Origin of the sequence: Nocardiopsis suaedae, assembly GCF_027706745.1 — a bacterium.
Classification (GTDB): Bacteria; Actinomycetota; Actinomycetes; order Streptosporangiales; family Streptosporangiaceae; genus Nocardiopsis_A; species Nocardiopsis_A suaedae.
Window position 1 is genome coordinate 83,926 of record NZ_JAQFWP010000014.1, and the last position, 15,799, is coordinate 99,724.

General features: G+C 75.5%; 13 protein-coding genes and 1 pseudogene. 10 read left to right on the forward strand and 4 right to left on the reverse strand.

Features of this window, described 5'->3' with window-relative positions:
- Positions 1-222 precede the first annotated feature (222 nt).
- The 5 genes from O4U47_RS10110 (at position 223) to O4U47_RS10130 (ending at position 6,236) form a co-directional block, all read left to right on the forward strand.
- Positions 223-1,080, forward strand: coding sequence for a helix-turn-helix transcriptional regulator (locus tag O4U47_RS10110; RefSeq protein ID WP_270677465.1), 858 nt, complete (start codon positions 223-225; stop codon positions 1,078-1,080).
- Positions 1,081-1,588: 508 nt separating this feature from the next.
- Entirely contained in the window at positions 1,589-2,440 is an 852-nt protein-coding gene (locus O4U47_RS10115; RefSeq protein WP_270677466.1) for an ABC transporter ATP-binding protein, read from the forward strand.
- A 105-nt stretch (positions 2,441-2,545) separates the two neighbouring features.
- The gene (locus O4U47_RS10120; RefSeq protein WP_270677467.1) at positions 2,546-3,529 is read left to right on the forward strand and encodes an ABC transporter substrate-binding protein; all 984 of its coding nucleotides are present in this window, start codon (positions 2,546-2,548) and stop codon (positions 3,527-3,529) included.
- Positions 3,526-5,613 (forward strand): iron ABC transporter permease, encoded by a 2,088-nt coding sequence (locus O4U47_RS10125; RefSeq protein WP_270677468.1) that lies wholly within the window; start codon positions 3,526-3,528, stop codon positions 5,611-5,613. The genes O4U47_RS10120 and O4U47_RS10125 overlap by 4 nt, the downstream gene beginning before the upstream one ends.
- Before the next feature lie 230 nt (positions 5,614-5,843).
- Positions 5,844-6,236 (forward strand): Uma2 family endonuclease, encoded by a 393-nt coding sequence (locus O4U47_RS10130; RefSeq protein ID WP_270677469.1) that lies wholly within the window; start codon positions 5,844-5,846, stop codon positions 6,234-6,236.
- 175 nt (positions 6,237-6,411) lie between these two features.
- Here the strand turns inward: O4U47_RS10130 and O4U47_RS10135 are convergent, their stop codons facing one another.
- Both O4U47_RS10135 and O4U47_RS10140 read right to left on the reverse strand, forming a co-directional pair.
- Positions 6,412-8,280 carry a helix-hairpin-helix domain-containing protein gene (locus O4U47_RS10135; RefSeq protein ID WP_270677503.1) on the reverse strand — a complete coding sequence of 623 codons (1,869 nt, stop codon included), beginning with the start codon at positions 8,278-8,280 and terminating at the stop codon, positions 6,412-6,414.
- Positions 8,281-8,622: 342 nt separating this feature from the next.
- Complete coding sequence (locus O4U47_RS10140; protein WP_270677470.1) at positions 8,623-9,573, reverse strand: aldo/keto reductase; 951 nt, start codon at positions 9,571-9,573, stop codon at positions 8,623-8,625.
- Between the two features lie 298 nt (positions 9,574-9,871).
- On the opposite strand from O4U47_RS10140, the gene O4U47_RS10145 reads away from it, so the two are divergent.
- The 4 genes from O4U47_RS10145 (at position 9,872) to O4U47_RS10160 (ending at position 13,315) form a co-directional block, all read left to right on the forward strand.
- Positions 9,872-11,095: an undecaprenyl-diphosphate phosphatase gene (locus O4U47_RS10145; protein WP_270677471.1), complete on the forward strand. Its 1,224-nt coding sequence runs from the start codon at positions 9,872-9,874 to the stop codon at positions 11,093-11,095.
- 100 nt (positions 11,096-11,195) lie between these two features.
- A complete protein-coding gene (locus tag O4U47_RS10150; protein ID WP_270677472.1) occupies positions 11,196-11,921 on the forward strand; it encodes a histidine phosphatase family protein in 726 nt (241 codons plus the stop codon).
- Between the two features lie 51 nt (positions 11,922-11,972).
- Positions 11,973-12,554, forward strand: coding sequence for a DUF3090 family protein (locus O4U47_RS10155; RefSeq protein WP_270677473.1), 582 nt, complete (start codon positions 11,973-11,975; stop codon positions 12,552-12,554).
- A 38-nt stretch (positions 12,555-12,592) separates the two neighbouring features.
- Positions 12,593-13,315 (forward strand): SCO1664 family protein, encoded by a 723-nt coding sequence (locus O4U47_RS10160; protein WP_270677474.1) that lies wholly within the window; start codon positions 12,593-12,595, stop codon positions 13,313-13,315.
- 117 nt (positions 13,316-13,432) lie between these two features.
- On the opposite strand, the pseudogene O4U47_RS10165 reads toward O4U47_RS10160, so the two are convergent.
- Positions 13,433-13,633: pseudogene (locus tag O4U47_RS10165) on the reverse strand (transposase); the annotation flags it as partial.
- 313 nt (positions 13,634-13,946) lie between these two features.
- Entirely contained in the window at positions 13,947-14,549 is a 603-nt protein-coding gene (locus O4U47_RS10170; RefSeq protein ID WP_270677476.1) for a TetR/AcrR family transcriptional regulator, read from the reverse strand.
- A 51-nt stretch (positions 14,550-14,600) separates the two neighbouring features.
- Between O4U47_RS10170 and O4U47_RS10175 the strand changes: the two genes are divergently transcribed.
- Positions 14,601-15,797, forward strand: a complete 1,197-nt coding sequence (locus tag O4U47_RS10175) for a cytochrome P450 (protein ID WP_270677478.1) — start codon at positions 14,601-14,603, stop codon at positions 15,795-15,797.
- The last annotated feature ends 2 nt before the right edge of the window (positions 15,798-15,799 follow it).

The window sequence follows — 15,799 nt, forward strand, 5'->3', positions numbered from 1 at the left end:
GCCACGCGGTTCCGCGGCCGACCGCCACGATGGTGCTCCATGTGAGGCAGGTCTCAGTACCCCCGAACGGGGGTATGCCGGGACCGGCCAGGGCGGGCGCAGAGGGCCTTCGGATGCGGGGCCTTTGCGCACCGGCGCGCGATCGTGTTGCATGTGACCCACCTCTCGCAGGCCGACGGCCCCTGGACGACCGCTGGGACGGCACCCACTTGGAGACACGCCATGAGGTCCCACTCCGACCGCGACGCCACCACCGAGATCGGCTCCGCCCTGCCGGGACTGCGCCGTTCCAGCGGCCTCCCGGTGGTGTTCGGGGGAGCGGTGCGCGCCAGTGAGCGCGTGCACTACACCGAGCTGTTCGGGGCGGGGACCGACGCGATCCGCGGCCTGGTCGTTCAGCCCGGGCGCGGGCTGGGCGGCAAGGCCGCGGCGATGCGCCGCCCGCTGTGGGTCCCCGACTACCTGCACGCCGAGCAGATCAGCCACGACTACGACGCGGCGGTGCGGGCCGAGGGCCTCAAGGCGCTGGTGGCGACCCCGATCGTGGTGGGCGGCCGCACCCGCGGCGTGCTCCTGGGCGGGCTGCGCCGGTCGCTGACCCTGGGCGACCGCACGGTGGCCGCCTTCGAGGAGGCAGCGCGCGAGGCGGGCCAGCGCATCGCCGTCCGGGACGAGGCGCGCCGCCGCGCCGCCGAGGCCGAGCGCGCGCGGGCCGCCGCCGACGAGCCCGGTCCGGGATCGCCCCGGTGGGCGGAGGTGCGGGCTCTCAACGCCGAGCTCCGTTCCCTGGCCGCCGACGTGGACGACGAGGACATGCGGACCCGGCTGCTGGAGGTGTGCGCCCGCATGGACGCCGCGGCGTCCGACGGTACCCGCCCGGACGCTCCGCGCATGGCCCCGCGCGAGATCGACGTGCTGGCGTGCGTGGCCCAAGGGTGTACCAACGCCGACGCCGCCCGGCGCCTGGGCCTGCGCCCGGAGACGGTCAAGGCCTACCTGCGCACCGCGATGCGCCGACTGGAGGCGCACACCCGCGTCGAGGCCGTGACGGAGGCGAGAAGGTACGGCCTTCTGGCGTGAGGGGCGGGCCTCCCCGCGCGGGGGGGGGATTCCATCGGTGGGTGCCACACCGGGTGGGTTCGAAGGGTCCGCGTCGGCTGACGGCATCACGCCGCCAGGGCGGTGGAACCACTGCCGGGCCCACGGGCGCGGCGCACCGACGGCTGCTGCGGCCTCCTCGATCGTTCGGCCTTGCCGCAGGGCTGTCCAGAGTGCGCGCTCGCGCTCGTTGGGCAGGCGGAGGCGTCCGGAGGGGCCGCTCCGCCCGGGTGATGCCCCCTCAGGCCGATCCGGTCAAGGCGGCACTCCTCCGGACGGGACCGGACTTCGCGAGTCCTGATCGGGCGCCGAAGGTACCGCGGGCGTCATCCCGGAGCGGCCCGCGCGTCCGTCCTCCGGTCGGCTGACGCCGTTCTCCCGCGGTCCCGTGCGTGTTCTGGGCGCGCTCCCAGGCGCCCCTGGTGTCGTAGCGAAGCCTTGCCTAAGTTACGCTTGCCCGCGTTGACCAGTGCCGGAGGAGAGGGCAGGCATGACCGTCCCGTTGCGCGCCGAGGGCGTGGAACTCGCCCACGGGGGCGCGCCGATCTGCCGGGATGTGACCCTGGAGCTCGCCCGCGCCGAGGTGACCGCGCTGGTCGGCCCGAACGGGTCGGGCAAGTCGACCCTCCTGCGCACCATGGCCCGGCTGCACCGCCCCGAAAGCGGGCGGGTGCTCCTGGAAGGCGCCGACATCGCCTCCTACTCCCCGCGCGGGCTCGCCCGGAACCTGGCCTTCCTCACCCAGGCCCCGACCGTGCCCTCGGGCATCACCGTCGCCGAGCTCGCCGCCTACGGCCGCCACCCGCACCGGGGCCTGCTCACCGGCCGCTCCGGCAGGGAGGACCGGGACGCCGTCGCGTGGGCCCTGGAGGCCACCGGCACCGGGCCGCTGCGCGACCGCCAGATCGACCACCTGTCCGGGGGCGAGCGCCAGCGGGCCTGGATCGCCATGGCGCTGGCGCAGCGCGCCCCCGTCCTGCTCCTCGACGAGCCCACCACCTACCTGGACATCCGCTACCAGGTGGAGGTGCTCCGGCTGGTCCGCTCGCTCGCCGACGACCACGGCATCACCGTCGCCGTGGTCCTGCACGACCTCAACCAGGCGGCGGCCTTCGCCGACACCATGGCCGTGCTCGCCGGGGGCCGGATCATCGCCGACGGACGCCCCGCCGACGTGCTCACCGAGGACGTCGTCCGGACCGCCTTCGGCATCGACACCACCGTCATCACCGACCCGGACACCGGGCTGCCCACCTGCCTGCCCTACCGGCGCGACGCGGAGCCCGCACCGGCTCCCGGCCCCCTGTCCGGCACCGGCGCCGGACACGTCGCCGTCGACTGACCCGGCCGACGGCACCGCACCACCATCACCCGCCCCCCCGGTCCGCTCGACCGTGCCCGGACCACCCCCCACTCCCATCACCGAGAAGAAGGAACGGCGTCCCCCATGACCAGAGCGCTCATCGCGGTACCGGCCGCGGCCCTCGCCCTCGCACTGACCACCGCCGGATGCGGAGCCGCGGGCGACCAGGCCGGAACCGCCGACGGCGACGGAGGCCAGAACGGCGGCGGCGCCGTCACCCTCGAGCACACCCTCGGCGAGCTGGAGCTGGACGCGCCCGCCGCCGACGTCGTCGCCCTGGAGTGGACCTACGCCGAGGACCTCCAGGCGCTCGGGGTCACTCCCGCCGGGGTCGCCGACATCGGGGGCTACGACAAGTGGGTCACCGCCGGACCGCGCTTCGACGAGGGCGTGAAGGACGTCGGCACCCGCGGCGCGCCCAGCCTGGAGTCGATCCGCGCGCTCGACCCGGACCTGATCATCACCTCCGAGCTGCGCTCCGGGGAGAACCTCGAACAGCTCCAGGACATCGCCCCCACGCTCGTCTTCGACCCCTACTCCGCCGACAGCGAGTACGCCGAGATGCGGTCCACCTTCGCGACCATCGGCACCGCCGTCGGCAAGGAGGACGAGGCCGAGAAGGTGCTCGGCGACCTCGACACCCGCCTGGAGGAGCTCAAGGGCGAACTCGCCGACGCCGGGGCCGACGGGGCCGAGGTCACCGTCGCCCGGGGCTACACCGCCGACGGCGCCGCCGTGGTGGAGGTCCTGACCGGCTCCACCGTCCCCGGGGCGCTCCTGGGCGAGCTGGGGCTGGCCAATGCCTGGACGGCGGACGCCGACGCCTATGGCATGAGCAAGGTCGACGTGGAGGGCCTGACCGAGGTGCAGGACTCGCACCTGGTCTACGTCGCGGCCGAGGACGACAACGTCTTCACCGGCGAACTCGACGGCAACGCGCTCTGGCAGGACCTGGAGTTCGTCATGGAGGACCGGGTCCACGCCCTGGACCCGGGCACCTGGTACTTCGGTGGGCCCCTCTCGTCGCGGCAGGTGGCCGAGGAGATCACCGCCGCCCTCACCGCGTGAGCGCCTCCGCACCCCCGGCCGGGCCGCGCCCCTCCGGCGGTCCGGCCGCCGCCTCCGCGGCCCCCGCCGCCCGCCCCGGGCGCCGGGGGCCGTCCGCCGCGATCGCGGTCGGCGGCGGCGCGCTGGCGCTGGCCGCCGTCGTGCTGCTTCACCTGGCCCACGGCCGGGGCGGGGTCGGCCTGGGCGACCTGCCCGCGCTGATCGCCGGGGACGAGCACGTGCGCGCCGTGCTGCTGGGCGGGCGGCTGCCGCGCACCCTGGCCGGGGTCGTTGCCGGGGCGGCCTTCGCCGTCTCCGGCGCCCTGCTGCAGTCGGCGGTGCGCAACCCGCTCGCCGCCCCCGACACCCTGGGCGTGACGGCGGGCGGCTACCTCGCGATGGTGGCCGCGACCGTCACCGGGCTGTCCTTCGGCGACCTGCCGCGCGGCGCGATCGCGTTCCTGGGCGGCCTGGCGGCGGCCGCCGTGGTGCACGCCGTGGCGGGCGGCCGCAACGACTCCTCGCACCTGGTGCTGGCCGGTGTGTCGGTGTCGCTGGCGCTCTCCAGTGTCAGCGCCCTGCTGGTGATGCTTTTCGAGGCGGAGACCGGGGCGGTCTTCTTCTGGGGCCACGGGTCACTGGCCGTCGCCGACACCGACCGGTCGCTGACGGCGCTGCCGCTGCTGGCGGTCGGCCTGGCCGGAGGGCTGCTCCTGGCCCGGGGGCTGGACATCCTCGGCACCGGCGACGACACCGCGCGCGGGCTGGGCGTGCCCGTGGGCAGGCTGCGGGCGGGCGCCGTGCTGCTGTCGGTGCTGCTGGCCGCGGGCGCGGTCGCGGTCACCGGGCCGATCGGGTTCATCGGGCTGGCCGCGCCGCACATCGTCCGGCTCTGCGGGGTCCGCCGCCACCTGCTCCTGCTGCCCGCCGCCGCGCTATGGGGCGCCGGCCTGCTGCTCGCGGCCGACCTGCTGGCCCGCGTCACCTCGCCCACCGGGAACGAGGTCCCGGCCGGGGTGGTGGCGGCGCTGTTCGGCGCACCGCTCTTCCTGGTCCTGGCGCGCAGGCTGCCGGTGGAGCCCGTGGCGCCGGGCACCGCCGCGCCGACGCGGCGCGGGCGCCGCGTCCCCCTGGGGCCCGTGGTGGCCGGGGGTGCGATCCTGCTGGGTGTGCTGCTGGCCGCCGGGCTGCTGGCGGGGGACGTGGCAGTGCCGCCGGGCGAGCTGGTCGCGCTGGCCACGGGGAACGGCGGAGACCTGGCGCGGACGGTGGTGGCCGAGTACCGGCTGCCGCGGCTGCTGGTCGCCGCGCTCGCCGGGGCGATGCTGGCCGTGGCGGGCGGCATCGTGCAGACGGTGGCCCGCAACCCGATGGCGGACCTGACCGTGATGGGCGTCAGCGGCGGGGCGGGCTTCGGCGCCGCCCTGGTGCTGGTGGCGCTGCCGATGGTGCCCTACGCGGTGCTGCCGGTGGCGGCCTTCGCCGGGGCGGCCGCCGCCTTCGCCACCGCCTACGGGCTGTCCCGGCGCGGCGGCTCGGTGGCGCCGGAGCGGCTGGTGCTGGTGGGCATCGGCATGTTCGCGCTCACCACGGCGGCCACGAACTACCTCGTCACGGGGGCGCAGTTCCGTACCGCCCAGGCGCTGCGCTGGCTGTCGGGGAGCACCTATGCCCGCGACACCACCGACCTGCTGGTGCTGGGGGTGACGACCGCGCTGGCGGCGGTGCCGCTGGCCGTGGCGCTGCGCAGGATCGACCTGCTGGCCCTGGGCGAGGACACGCCCCGCACGCTGGGGCTTCCGTTGGAGCGGACGAGGCTGTGGGTGCTGGCGCTGGCCGTGGCCCTGGCGGCGAGCGCGGTGGCGATGGTGGGCACGGTGGCCTTCGTCGGCCTGGTGGCCCCGCACGCGGCCCGCATGCTGACGGGCTCGCGGGCGCACCGGCTGCTGCCGGTCGCGGGGCTGTTCGGGGCGGCGCTGATGGTGGTGGCCGACACGGTGGGAAGAACGGTGATCGCCCCGGCCGAGATCCCGTCCGGCCTGTTGGCCGCGGTGATCGGCACCCCGTACTTCGCCTGGCGCCTCCGCCGCGACCGGAAGGGGTGAGAAGGGACGGCCGCGTGTACGAACTCTGGGGCGGGCCCGGCGCTGCGAGCACGGCGGGTGTCGTTCGACGGTGCCAGGTGCCCGTTCCGGGGCCGCGCCCCTGAATCAAGGGCGGTTACGGGACATCGCGGGCGCCGCTGTGGTCGTCCGGCTAGCCTCGCTCCAGGGAAAAGGCACGTCCTCTGGAGTTGTGCGGATTCCAGCGGACGCCATCGGAAAGGGGCGGCCGCATGTCCGCGGATCTCGACAGGGCGCGTGCCACACTCCGCCCCCTCGGGGACGGTGTTCGGGGCTACAAAGCGGAGGTCGTGCGCGGGCGCATCGTGTTGAGTCCGGTGCGGCCGTTCCATAAGCGAACGGCATTTTCCCTCTGGGGCATGCTCGAAAGGCGACTCGGAGCCGAGCGGCGCTGTATCGGCGGCGTCGGCATCTCCTCCGTCGGCGGGGCGACCGAGCTCTGCCCTGATGTCGCCGTGATCCCCGCTGCGGAGCAGGAGAGGAACCTCGAAACCCGCCCTCCCGGGATCGTCGATCCCGCCATCGATGTCGTGAGCCCAGGCGGCGCGATTCGCGATCACGTCGACAAGGGACGCACGTACGCGGAGGCCGGGGTTCCCGTCTAGGGGGTATTCGACCCGTACGCGGCGCGCTGTGAATTCATGTCGGAGCCCCGGGAGGGCGCCTATCGGGCGGAAAGGGAGCTCGAATACGGCGGGCAGGCGTCGATTCCCGGCCCGCTCGGAGACCCGGCGATCGACGCGTCCGAACTCCCCGTCGACCCCGGGGGGAGACCGGGCCCTACCCCTCCCGGATGACGTCGCGCAGGCGGGTGGTGCGCGGTAGGGACGTCTTCACCTTCACCGCCTCGGCCAGCTCCGGGCCCGCCGCGTGCACGATGGACACGTGGCGCACGCCCCGGGTCAGGGCCGTGTACACCTGCGGGCGCGACCCCCGTGTCTCCGGGCCGAACACCGCCACCGCCGCCGGCCAGCGCGACCCGTGCGCGGCCGCCACCGTCACCGCCCACCCCGGGCGCAGGTGCTCCGGGTCCACGGGCACGGGCGCGCCGCCGTCCGCGAGCTCCACGTGCGGGCGGCCGTCGCCCTCTGGGCCGGTGCGCAGGTACCCCACGTCGCCGGCCGAATAGCCGGGGCCGCCGCCCGCCAGCAGGACCCGGTCGCCCGCGTCCAGCCCGCCGAGCGCGCCCGGGCCCGGGTTGAACCGCTCCTTGCAGGCCCTGTTGAGCGCGTCGGCGCCCGCCTCGCCGCCGCGCGTGGCGGCCACGATCTGCACCTGCTCGGCCGGGATGCCCAGGGCCCGGGGGATGGAGTCGCCCACCAGCTGCACCGCCCGGTGCGCCGCCTCGCCGCCCGACGACGCGGGCACCAGCACGACCTCCCGGTCGGGCGCCTCCACCCGCGCCAGGTCGCCACCGGCGACGGCGGCGGCCAGCTCCCCCAGCGGCCCGGGGGAGGGGGCGTCGGGAAGGGCGGCGACGGCGGCCATCCGCGACTCGGCCACGTCGTGCACCACCTGGCCGGGGCGGGCCGACGGGGCCTCCGCCGGGTCGGCCAGCAGCACCAGGTGGGTGCCGTCCTCGCAGGCCTCGACCAGGGCGGCCGCCCGCTCCACGTCCAGGGCCATGGCGTCGGAGACCACGACGATCCCGGCGGGCACCGGGACGCCGGCCTGCAGCAGCCGCCCGAGCGGGACCGCTTCGAGGGCGACGGCGGGGGAGGGGGCCGCCCCTTCTTCGGGGGCCTCCCCGTCGGATCCGGCGGCTCCCTCGGCCTGCTCCGCCTCCGGCGCGCCCGTCCCGGGCACGGCGTTCGCCCCGGGTACGGCGCTCGGCGCGGCGGCGGCCAAGGCGCCGTCCAGCAGCCCGTTGAGCGCCGCCGCCGACTGCGCGGTGGGGCAGGCGACCGCCAGCCCGACCCCGCTGTCCTCGGCCGTCGCGGCCAGGCACGCCAGGGTGCGGCGCACCGCCGCGCCCGCCGCGGGGCCGTGCCGCAGCACCGTCACCCCGCGCATGATCGCGGCGATCGCCGCCGCGGACGTCTCCGCCTCCACGTCCTCGCCGATGCGCTCGGCGGCGGCCTCGGCGGTCTCCGAGGCGGTCGCGGGGTCCATGATGGGCTCGCTGGTGCCGATCAGCCGCGCCAGCCCCTCGCCCAGCTCCTGCTCGGCCAGGCCCACGCGGGTGGGGGCGAGGAAGCGGTCGGGGTCGGGCATCTCCGGCGCCTCGCCGTCCTCGAAGCCGTCGTCGGCGTCCTCCGGGAAGACCTCGAACACCATGGCCGAGCCGTCGTCCAGCGCCGCCTCGACGGCCGCGCCGGGGTCGGCGATCCGCATGCCGCGCAGGGCCCGGCCCAGCTCGCGCTCCTCCACCGCCGTGGAGCCCTCCCGGACCGCGGCGGCCAGCGCCCGCCCGACCAGGGCCCGGCCGCGCCGGGGGTCGTCGGGGGCGGCGGCGCCGCCCAGGGCGCGGCGGGCGCAGAAGTCGGCCTGCTCGGGCGTGACCGCGGGCAGCGCCAGCAGCCGCCAGGGGTCGGCGGCCAGCTCCTCGGCGGCGCCGGGGCCCAGAGCACCGACCAGCGGCCCGGCCAGGGACTCCGGTGCGCCCATCCCCGCCAGCACGGCGGCGGTGCGCTCGGGGGCGTCTGACATGCGGGAAGCGTCCTCTCCACGGGGCGGTCGACGAGAGAGCAGCCTAGCGAGGAACACCGACGTCGGCGTCCCCGACGCCGCCGCCGGTGGATGGACGAGCGCGTTCTCGTTGACCTCGGGAGAATCGACGCTACCGGTCCCGGCGATGGCGGCCAGGGACGCGCCCTGGGCCCACATGTTCTCCAGCACCTGGCGGTGCCCCGGCGTCAGAACCCCTGGTCGGGCCACGATCTGCTCCTAGCGTCCAGCACACCCACGAACAGTTGCACTGAACACGAGAAACCACCCCCGTTCTAGCGGCGCTTTCCCGAGATCAGCGACGGGGAGCCGGGGAGCGGCCGTTCACCGCTTGCGGGACGCGTCGTCCAGGGCCTCGCGGATCTCCTCGGGCAGCCGCACGTCGTCGGTGCCCAAGACCTCGTCCAACTGCGCGGCCGTGCGCGGGCCGATGGCCACCGACACCACCCCCGGGCGGTCGCGCACCCAGCTCAGCGCCACCGCCAGCGGCGACACCCCCAGCCCCTCGGCGGCCGTGCACACCGACTCCACCACCCGGCGGCTGGGCTCGCCCAGGTAGGGCTCCACGTACGGCGCCATCTGCGGCCGGGAGGCCCGCGAACCCTGCGGGACGCCGCGCCGGTACTTGCCGCTCAGCACCCCGCGCCCCAGCGACGCCCAGGCGATCACTCCGGCGCCCAGCGCCGCGGCCGCGGGCAGCAGGTCGCGTTCGGGCTCCCGGCACAGCAGCGAGTACTCGGCCGCCGCCGTCACCACCGGGTTGCGCCCGGAGGCCCCCGCGCGCTGCCAGGCCGCGTACGCGGCGAACTGCCAGGCCGTGGTGTTGCCCACGCCCACGTAGCGCGCCTTGCCCGACTCCACCGCCGCGTCCAGCGCCGACAGCGTCTCCTCGAACGGCGTGGCCGGGTCGTGGGCGTGCAGCTGCCACAGGTCCACGTGGTCGGTCTGCAACCGCCGCAGCGAGGCCTCCAGGGAGGCCAGCAGGTGCCGCCGGGAGGTGTCCACCGGCCGGTGCCCGTCGGTGGCGTGCCCCGTCTTGGTGGCGATGATCACATCGCTGCGCCGCACCACCCCGTTGAGCAGGCGTCCCAGGATGCGCTCGCCCTCGCCGCCGTTGTACACGTCGGCGGTGTCGACCAGCGTCCCCCCGGCGTCGACGAAGGCGGTCAGCAGATCCGAGGCCTCGGCCTGGTCGGTGTCGTTGCCCCAGGTCATGGTCCCCAGAGCGGTGGACGACACCCACAGCCCCGAGCCGCCCGCCTGTCGCTGTTCCATGGCGTGCGAGGTTACCCGGTCGGCGGGCGGGCGGCCGAGGCCCGCCGGGAGAACCCCAGTTCGGGCGGGATGCGCCGGTCCGGCCGGAAGGCGGTGGGGGACCGTCCGGAACGCCCGGAGCGCGCGCGGACCCTGCTCGCGTGCGCGGAACGGGGTAGTAAGCTGCCCGCGTCGCCGCCGGACGGGACGGACGGGGCACCGCGACCGGCCCCACCCCGCGGCGGCGGACCGCCCAGACTTCCGCCGCGTCCCCCGCCGCGGCCCTTCGCCGAACCTGCCGACTGGAGCCGAGCCCGCCGTGTCGATCATCGAGGCCATCATCCTTGGACTCGTCCAAGGGCTGACCGAAATGCTGCCGATCTCGTCCAGCGGGCACGTACGCGTGATCTCCGCGTTCTTCGGGTGGCCCGACCCGGGGGCGGCGTTCACCGCGGTCAGCCAGATCGGCACCGAGCTCGCGGTGCTGGTCTACTTCCGCAACCGCATCTGGGCGATCCTGTCGACCTGGACCCGCTCCCTGTTCGACAAGGAGCTGCGCCGCGACATCAACGCCCGGATGGGCTGGTACGTCATCCTGGGCACCCTGCCCATCGGCGTGCTGGGGCTGCTCCTGGAGGAGCAGATCGACACGGTCTTCCGGGACCTGCGGCTGATCGCGCTCACCCTGATCGTGTTCGGCGTCATCCTCGGCGCCACCGACCGCTACACCCGCAAGCACCGGGTGCTGGCCGACCTGACCATCACCCGCGGCGTCACCTTCGGCCTCTTCCAGTGCCTGGCGCTCATCCCCGGCGTCTCCCGCTCCGGCGGCACCATCACCGGCGGGATGCTGATGGGCTTCAAGCGCAAGGACGCCGCCGAGTTCTCCTTCCTGCTGGCCATGCCCGCGGTGTTCGCGTCGGGCCTGTACAAGATGACCGACATCGGCGGCAACGAGTACGCGGGCTGGCTGGCCACCGCCGTGGGCACCGTCGTGGCGGGCCTCGTCGGCTACGTCGTCGTGGCGTGGCTGATGAAGTTCATCTCCACCCACAGCTTCATGCCCTTCGTCTACTACCGCATCGGCCTGGGCGTGCTGGTGCTGACGCTGGTCAGCTTCGGCGTCCTGGACCCCCGGGGCGGCGCCGAGGAGCGCCCCGACAAGGGCGAGGTCGTCGCCGACGCCTCCCCGGAGCCGAGCGAGGAGCCCTCCCCGTCGCCCTCGCAGGAGCCGTCCCCCTCGCCGAGCACCGACCCGGCCACCGGCTGGGAGATCGACCCCGAGGTGGGGCTCCCGGTCAACCCCGAGTCGGGGCTGCACCACGACCCCGAGCTGCGGATGGACGTGTCCCTCGACCCGGAGACCGGGCTCCCGGTCAACCCCCTCACCGGCGAGACCTACGACCCGAAGGAGCGCGACGCCGCGCAGGACGGCGCCGGGACCGGCCAGGGCACGGGCGAGGGCGCCGCGGGCGGGCAGACCGGCCAGGACGGCGCCGGGCAGCAGCAGGGCACCGGGCAGGAGGGCGTTCCCGCCGGCTGACCGGGACGCGCCGTCCCACCCCTCAGCGGGCACCATGCACCACCCGGCGCCGGGCCGCCCCTCGGGGGGGCCCGGCGCCGTTGCACTACCCTGGACGGCCATGGGCACCCCAGAGCACGCCTCCGCCACCCTCATCCTGCTCCGCCACGGCCTCACCGCCGTCACCGGCAGCATCCTGGCGGGCCGCAGCCCCGGCATCGACCTGGACGAACGCGGTCGGCTCCAGGCCGAGGACACGGCCCGCCGCCTGGCCGGACTGCACTTGGACGCGATCGTCACCAGCCCGCTGGAGCGGTGCCGCCGGACCGCCGAACCGCTCGCCGGCGCCCTGGGCCTGGAGCCCGTCGTCGACGAGCGCTTCAGCGAGTGCGACTACGGCACCTGGACGGGGCGGACCCTGGAGGAGCTCAAGGACGAGCCCGAGTGGCCCGTCGTCCAGCAGCACCCCTCGGCGGCCCGCTTCCCCGGCGGCGAGTCCCTCGCCCAGGTCTCCGCGCGCGCCGTGGAGGCCGTGCGCGACTGGAACGCGCGCCTGGCCGCCGCCTCCACCACCGGCCACCCCCGCTACCTGGTCTGCGCCCACGGGGACGTCATCAAGGCGGTCGCCGCCGACGCCCTGGGCATGCACCTGGACCTGTTCCAGCGCATCCAGGTCGACCCGTGCTCGGTCACCGCCGTCCGCTACACGGCCGCCCGCCCGTTCCTGCTGCGCCTCAACGACGTCGGGGCGACCGCCGACGGGCTCGCCCCGCCCCCGCAGGAGGAGGGCCGGCACGGGAGCGGGGACGCCGTCGTCGGCGGCGGCGCGGGCGCCGCCCGCCCGTGACCGGGGCGGTCCCGATCGCTCCGGAGCCCGTGATCCTCTAGGGTTCTTGGCATGTCGCTGTACTTGTACGACCCGCCGAACCGCTTCGTGGCCGGCACCGTCGGCCAGCCTGGGGAGCGGACCTTCTTCCTCCAGGCGAGCGGAGGCGGCCGCATCACCTCCGTCGTGCTGGAGAAGGCCCAGGTGTCCGCGCTCGCCGAGCGTGTGGAGGAGCTGTTGGAGGAGGTGCGGGTGCGCTTCGGCGACCCGCTGCCCGAGGCCTCGGAGAACGGGGGCGACGTCGACGACGCCCCCTTGGAGCAGCCGATCGACGAGGATTTCCGGGTGGGGACTCTGGCCCTGGCCTGGGACGCCGAGGCCTCCCGCGTGATCATAGAGGCCCAGGAGGCCGTGCAGGAGGCGGACGGGGAGTCCGAGGAGCAGGGCGAGGTGGAGGTCTTCAGCGAGACCGAGCCCACCGACCGCGACGTGCTGCGGGTCCACCTGACCCCGTCGGCCGCGCGCGCCTTCGCCGGGCGCGCCATGCGGGTCGTCGCCGCCGGGCGGCCCAACTGCCCGCTGTGCGGGCGGCCGCTGGACCCCGCGGGGCACATCTGCCCCCGGCAGAACGGCTACCGGCCCTCGGGCGCGTGACCGGGCAGCGGGGCGTGCCGGGCCCAGGCGCCGGGGGGATGTCCGGCGCCGCGGCCGCGGAGCTGCTGCGCACCGGAACACTGGAGGTCGTCGGGCGGCTGACCGCCGCCTCCAACGCCACGTTCTACGCGGCCGTCTCCTCCCCGGAGGGGGAGGCGGCCTGCGTGTACAAGCCGGTGGCGGGGGAGCGGCCGCTGTGGGACTTCCCGGACGGCACCCTGGCCGGGCGGGAGGTGGCGGCCTTCGCCGTCTCCGAAGCGCTGGGGTGGGGCGTGGTCCCGCCCACCGTGCACCGGGACGGGCCCTTCGGCGAGGGCATGGTGCAGCTGTGGGTCGACGCCGACCCCGAGGCGGACCTCGTCGCGCTGGCCCAGGACGGGGAGAGCGCGCCGCTGCGCCGGATGGCGGTCTTCGACGCGGTCATCAACAACTCCGACCGCAAGATCGGGCACCTGCTGCCGCTGCCCGGCGGACACCTGTACGGGTGCGACCACGGGGTGGCCTTCGCCGAGGAGTACAAGCTGCGCACGGTGCTGTGGCAGTGGCAGGGCGAGCCTTTGACGGAGGAGGCGCTGGCGGGCTTGGAGTCCCTGGCCGGACGCCTGGAGGAACGCGACGGGGACCTGCCGGGGGAATTGGACCGCCACCTGACCCCTCCCGAGCGCTACGCCCTGCGCAGGCGGGTCGAGCTGCTGCTGGAGCACAAGGTGCACCCCTACCCGTCCCCGGCCTGGCCCGCCGTCCCCTGGCCGCCGGTGTGAGGGGTCCACGGTACGCCCAGCGCGGCGCCGCCGACCGACCCTGACGGCGCCCGCGGAACCCCCTCGGCCGAACCGGTCCGGCCTTCGCCGGTCCCGACCGAATCCGGCATCGGTCAATTCCAGCCCCAGTAGGTACTTCCAGTCGATGCGCCCGCGCACCGCCGCCGCGGCCCGGCGGTCCGACAGGTTCTCCAAGAACTGCAGCACGCACACCGCGGCCAGATGGGCGGGCGACCACGCCGGCCGGCCGCGAGCGGGGTAGAGGCCGGTGAACTCCTCATCGCGGAACAGCGGGACCAGCGCATCACACATGCGCATGCACAGGTAACCGTCGGGAAACGCCTGGCGGGCGACCTCGGCGGTCAGGGCGGGGGGACATCACCCGGGGCACGGGGATGCAGCGACACGGCAACCACCTCGACGTTGATCCCCCCGTACTTCGCCTCATCGTCCCGCTACGACAAGATCAACGACACCCACCCCACCGAATTCGCCGACAGTGTCCTCGGCGGGACGTCCATCGACGATCTCGCCGGAAGTGACGGACGCGCCGTCAGGACCTCTGGCTTGACGGCACGCTCGCCGAGGCCGTCGCGGGCGTGATCGTGCCCCTCGCAGTCCTGGTGCGGTCTCAGTCCGGCCGAGGGGCCGCGGCGGCGATGACGCCGTGGACCGCCGCCTCCACCCGCAGGTGCGCGGTCTCCGGGTCGGGACCGCCCGCGTCCAGCCACGCGATCACCGCCTCGATCGCCACCACCGGCACCAGGCGGCACGCCCACTCGTTCCAGGCCCCCTCGGGCAGCCGCCCCGCCAGACCCGCGCGTGTGGCGGCGGTCGAGGCCGCGGCCAGGGAGTCGACCACGTCGCGGAACTCCGGTTCGCGGGCCGCGTGGCGGAACAGCAGCCGGAAGCCGTCGGGGTCGGATGCGGCGGCGCGCAGCAGGGCCGGGAGCGTGGTGTCGTCGAAGCCCTCCGTGCCGGCCCGTCCCGCGAGGCGCTCGCTCGACCGGTCCAGGACCGCCCGGTACAGCGCGTTCTTGGACTCGAAGTGCCGGTACAGCAGCACCCGGGTGATGCCCGCCTCGGCCGCGACCTCGTCCAGGCCGGTGGCCGCGTAGCCGCTGCGGGCGAAGGCGCTCGCGGCGGCGTCGAGGATCTGGTCGCGCCGCTGCGCCCGGGGGAGTCGGCGCGCGGCGCCGGTGCGCGTCCGCGTGCGCTCGTCGGTCCCGCCCATGCGCCCCCTTCCGATGTTGACTCCAAAGTATACATATGCTGTTGTTTCCTTATGGATGTACACACTGGTGTAAACAAAGGCTCCGCCGCCCAACTGCCGTTCGACCGGCCCCACCCGCTGCACACCCCGCCCGAGCAGCGGCGGCTCCTCGCCCAGGGCCCCGTCCACCGGGTGCGGACCGCCGTGGGGCACGCCGCGTGGCTGGTCACCGACCACGCCCTGGTGCGCGCCCTGCTCGACGACGCCCGCCTCGGACGCGCCCACCCCGACCCCGACAACGCGGCCCGGACCGGCGCCTCGGCGCTCTTCGGCGGCCCCGTCGGCGACCCCGCCACCGAGGACGCCGACCACGCGCGCATGCGCGCCCTGCTGCGGCCGCACTTCACCCCCGGGCGCATGCGGGCCCTGCGCCCGCGGGTCGCGCGGATCACCGCCGGGCTCCTCGACGGCCTGGCCCGCCGCGACCCGCCCGCCGACCTGGTCACCGCCCTCGCGCTGCCGCTGCCCGTCACCGTGATCTGCGAGCTGCTGGGCGTGCCCGGCGCCGACCGCGACCGCTTCGGCGCCTGGGCCCGGGCCGCCGCCGACGTGACCGACCGCGCCCGCTCCGAACAGGGCCTGGCCGACCTCTTCGGCTACGGACGCGAACTGGTGGAGCGCAAGCGCGCCGAACCCGGCGACGACGTCCTGTCCCGCCTGGCGGCCGCCGAGGGCGTCAGCGGCGACGAGGCCGCGATGCTCGCGATGTCCCTGCTGTTCGCCGGGTACGAGACCACCACCGCCGCCATCGGGCTGGGCGCCCTCCTGCTGCTGGACCGGCCCGTCCACTGGCGGCGCCTGCGGGAGTCCCCCGACCTGACGGCCTCGGCGGTCGAGGAGGTGCTCAGGGCCCCCGCCAGGGGCGGCGGCATCCCCCGGTACGCCCGCACCGACCTCGACATCGCCGGGGCCCACGTGCGCGCGGGTGAACTCGTCCTCCTGGACACCGGCGCGGCCAACCACGACCCCGCGGTGTTCACCGATCCCGACCGGTTCGACCCCGCCCGCCGCGAGGGGGCCCACATGTCCTTCGGCCACGGCGCCCGGTACTGCATCGGCGCGCCCCTGGCCCGGATCGAGCTGCAGGAGGCCCTGACCGCACTCGTGTCCCGGTTCCCGGGGATGCGCCTGGCCGTGCCGACCGAAGACCTCTCACTCGACCGGGACGTCCTCGTGGCGGGCCTGACCTCGCTGCCCGTCACCTGGTGACG

Coding starts and splice junctions, on each gene's coding strand:
- O4U47_RS10110 (WP_270677465.1), top strand. CDS start 223: ATGAGGTCCCACTCCGACCGCGACGCCACCACCGAGATCGGCTCCGCC.
- O4U47_RS10115 (WP_270677466.1), top strand. CDS start 1,589: ATGACCGTCCCGTTGCGCGCCGAGGGCGTGGAACTCGCCCACGGGGGC.
- O4U47_RS10120 (WP_270677467.1), top strand. CDS start 2,546: ATGACCAGAGCGCTCATCGCGGTACCGGCCGCGGCCCTCGCCCTCGCA.
- O4U47_RS10130 (WP_270677469.1), top strand. CDS start 5,844: ATGTCCGCGGATCTCGACAGGGCGCGTGCCACACTCCGCCCCCTCGGG.
- O4U47_RS10135 (WP_270677503.1), bottom strand. CDS start 8,280: ATGTCAGACGCCCCCGAGCGCACCGCCGCCGTGCTGGCGGGGATGGGC.
- O4U47_RS10140 (WP_270677470.1), bottom strand. CDS start 9,573: ATGGAACAGCGACAGGCGGGCGGCTCGGGGCTGTGGGTGTCGTCCACC.
- O4U47_RS10150 (WP_270677472.1), top strand. CDS start 11,196: ATGGGCACCCCAGAGCACGCCTCCGCCACCCTCATCCTGCTCCGCCAC.
- O4U47_RS10155 (WP_270677473.1), top strand. CDS start 11,973: ATGTCGCTGTACTTGTACGACCCGCCGAACCGCTTCGTGGCCGGCACC.
- O4U47_RS10160 (WP_270677474.1), top strand. CDS start 12,593: ATGTCCGGCGCCGCGGCCGCGGAGCTGCTGCGCACCGGAACACTGGAG.
- O4U47_RS10170 (WP_270677476.1), bottom strand. CDS start 14,549: ATGGGCGGGACCGACGAGCGCACGCGGACGCGCACCGGCGCCGCGCGC.
- O4U47_RS10175 (WP_270677478.1), top strand. CDS start 14,601: ATGGATGTACACACTGGTGTAAACAAAGGCTCCGCCGCCCAACTGCCG.